This is a genomic window from Patulibacter medicamentivorans, from assembly GCF_000240225.1.
GTDB classification, from domain to species: domain Bacteria; phylum Actinomycetota; class Thermoleophilia; order Solirubrobacterales; family Solirubrobacteraceae; genus Patulibacter; species Patulibacter medicamentivorans.
In genome coordinates this window covers 1-2,406 of sequence record NZ_AGUD01000082.1, presented here as the reverse complement: position 1 = coordinate 2,406, position 2,406 = coordinate 1, and the positions used below count along the sequence as shown (strand labels likewise).

2 protein-coding genes are annotated in these 2,406 nt (G+C 76.4%); one reads left to right on the top strand and one right to left on the bottom strand.

The window, feature by feature from the left end; genetic code table 11:
• Positions 1-55: 55 nt before the first annotated feature.
• Positions 56-970: a MerR family DNA-binding transcriptional regulator gene (locus tag PAI11_RS07680; protein WP_007572664.1), complete on the bottom strand. Its 915-nt coding sequence runs from the start codon at positions 968-970 to the stop codon at positions 56-58.
• Positions 971-1,155: 185 nt separating this feature from the next.
• Here PAI11_RS07680 and PAI11_RS27780 point away from each other — a divergent pair.
• The coding region (locus tag PAI11_RS27780) for a PKD domain-containing protein (RefSeq protein ID WP_040599071.1) at positions 1,156-2,406 on the top strand (1,251 nt) is incomplete at its 3' end.

The window sequence follows — 2,406 nt, the reverse complement described above, 5'->3', positions numbered from 1 at the left end:
GCCGCGGCGCCCGCGAGCGGGTCGTCGCCGTCCGCGACCGCCGGGGCCGACGGCCTCAGCGTCCGCGGCGCACGCGGAAGGGCGCGTCGTCGCCCTCCAGCACCTGCAGCAGCCGCGAGCGCGCCACCAGCGGCGCGCCGTCCAGCCGCTCGACGCCGGTCGTCCGCCGCTCGAGCAGCGGCCCGTGGAAGTCGAGCACCGGCAGCTCGCCGCCGGCCGCGCGCTGGGCGGCGAAGACCAGCCGCCCGAGCCGGTCGAGCGGCACGCCGCGGCCGCTGAGCACCAGCGCGTGAGGATCGATCCGGCCCAGCGCCCGCGACAGCTCGCTCGGCTGGAGGTCGGCGCCGACGGTCACCGGCAGCACGCCGGCGCGGCGCAGGGCCAGGTCGAGCGCCTGGACCCGCAGCGCGTCGAGCGAGCAGGCGGCGGTGCCGTCGAGCATCACGACCACGTGCGGCCGGTGGGCGGGCGGCGCCGTGCGGGTCGCCGCGGCCAGCCAGCGGGACGCCCAGCGCCAGGCGAAGGCGTACTCGACCGATCCCGGGTGCTCGCGGTCGAGGCCGTCGAGCGCCGGCAGCAGGACCTCGTCGACCGAGCGCTCCAGCGACCGCAGGTGCAGCGACTCCTCGACCACGCGGTCGGCGTCCGGCTCGTCGTAGCGGCGCAGCGCCCGGCGCAGGCGGTCGACCGGCCCGGCCTCGGTCCGCGACCGGAGCCCGCCGCGCAGCGCGTCCAGCTCGCCGTTCCCGCCCGCGCCGGCCCCGCGGCGGGCGATCGCGACGGCGGTCGCGGCGTCCGGGGTGCGACCGAGCGCGTCGCGCAGCGCGTCGATCTCACCCAGCTCGTACTGCCGGTGACCGCCGTCGGTGCGCTGCGGGGTCGGGAACCCGTAGCGGCGCTCCCACGACCGCAGCGTGCTGGCGGAGACGCCGAGCAGCTCCGCGGCAGCGGTGGTGCGGATCGCGGTCATGACCGGCCGATCCTCCGCGAAGCGCCTGCATCTGGCAAGGCCGGCAACGCGACGTGCGGGACCCGTGGTTTCACCGATGCGGCCCTTCCGGGGTCGGCCTAGCGTTGCGCCCTTCCGCGGTGCGGCCCCTTCCGGGCGCCCGCGGCCCCCCGAACGACTCTCGAACAAGGCTTCCGGTGACTGCGATGCGGTGGATCCTCCGCGCTCTCGTCCTCCTGCTGGCGTCCGTCACGCTGGCCGGGGCGCTGACGTCCCCGGCGGCGGCGACGGTGACGATCTACAACGAGCCGACGTACACGAAGACGGCGAGCAACAACGCCTTCTGGTACCGCTGGACGGCCGTCACCGGCAGCGACGAGAACGGCAGCACCCGCTACGAGTGGTACCTGTGCTTCAAGACGTACCACACGTACCCGGACGGGACGCAGGTGCAGGAGGAGACCAGCAGCGGGACCAACGGCCCGGGCACGACCAACTGCAGCGGCAGCCTCCGCTCCGGCCCGACGCCGGCGATGGCCGACTACGCGGCGATGCCGTACAACGGGACCTCCACCGTCCTGGCCGACGGCCACCGCTACGACATGTGCGCGTCCGGCTTCTACCGCTGGCCGTACCTCTGGAAGTGGGACGGCTACTCGGCCTGCCCGTGGACGATCATCGACCGCAACCGCCCGCAGGCGAGCGTCGCGCTGGCCGGCGGCGCGCCGTACCTGGGGAGCGCCTCGGTCCCGGTCCGGATCGGCTACGCCGACGCCACCAGTCCGCCGTGGGCCGGCAGCGGCGGTGCGTCGAACTGGGTCTGCGTCGGCCAGGCGCCCTGCACGCCCGGCGGGCAGCCGAGCACGGCCTGCAGCCAGCCGGCCGACCCGAGCAGCCGCACCACCACCTTCGACTGCACCGCGACCGTCAGCGGCGACGGCCGCTGGTACGTGTGCGCGATGGCGGCGGACGGTGCGGTCCCGGACAACCCCTCCGGACCCAACCAGTTCGCCAGCGCGACGTCGAACAACGCCAACCTGTCGACGGTCGCCTGCGACGACGTCGTGGTCGACCGGGTCGCGCCGACGGTGACCGCGAGCGCCGCCGCGACGGCGGTCACCACCGGCCAGCAGGTGACGTTCGCGGCGACCGCCGCCGATCCGGGCTCCGGCGCCAGCGGCCAGTACGACTGGGACTTCGGCGACGGCGGCGCCCACGGCAGCGGTGCCAGCGCGACCCACGCCTACGCCCAGCCGGGGACCTACGTGGCGCGGGCGACGACGACGGACGGCGCCGGCAACGCGGGCAGCGCGACCGTCACGATCACGGTCGCGGCGGGATCCGGCGGTGGTGGCGGCACCGGCGGTGGCGGTGGCGGCGGCACGGGCGGTGGCACCGGCGGCTCGGACGGCGGCTCGGGCGGGAGCGGCGGGTCCGCCGGCGGCAGCGGCGGTGGC

Coding starts and splice junctions, on each gene's coding strand:
- PAI11_RS07680 (WP_007572664.1), bottom strand. CDS start 970: ATGACCGCGATCCGCACCACCGCTGCCGCGGAGCTGCTCGGCGTCTCC.